The 569-nt window shown below is 48.5% G+C and carries 1 pseudogene; it reads left to right on the top strand.

Features of this window, described 5'->3' with window-relative positions:
• Window positions 1–253: pseudogene (locus A7E48_RS05935) on the top strand (hypothetical protein); the annotation flags it as partial.
• Window positions 254–569 lie beyond the last annotated feature (316 nt).

Raw genomic sequence — 569 nt, forward strand, 5'->3', positions numbered from 1 at the left:
GTGTTTGCGGTGGTTCGGGGGTTGGTGTTTTATGCGGCTGGGAGGACTTTTGAATAAGCCTCAAGTTACCGAAGACACCAAAGAGCGTAACGCGAAGTGCAATGATATCGAGCTTGTTCACTTGAAGGAATATGCAATGATGGCTCCCTTCTTCAATGGTCCCGATATTATGGTTGTCAAGAATGGCTTGGCAAACTTTGGTCCTTCACTCTTTGACACCACTGACTGGTCATTGATCGGTTGGGTGAAATAGCCATTTTGCTCTCTAGGGTATTTTCCTGGAAATTTTAGGCGCGCGGTCTTTGTGGCCGCGCGTCTTGTTATACCTAAGGGCTGGCGTTTTGAGAATATTGAGGCTTATTCAAAAGTAGGAACACACCCACACCCCACCAACTAGACAACGGCCCCACCAGCGGCAAAAATAAGAGGATTAAATCACTACAAATAACCTCAAGCCATACCGGAAGAACCGTTGCTCCACCAGCGTACAACAGGGCTCACACCTCAGCAATTCACCACGCTACTGACAGCCCTCACCTCTCATATCACCTGGGCAAAACCAGGCGGAA

Source organism: Rothia sp. ND6WE1A (assembly GCF_001683935.1).
Lineage (GTDB): Bacteria > Actinomycetota > Actinomycetes > Actinomycetales > Micrococcaceae > Rothia > Rothia amarae.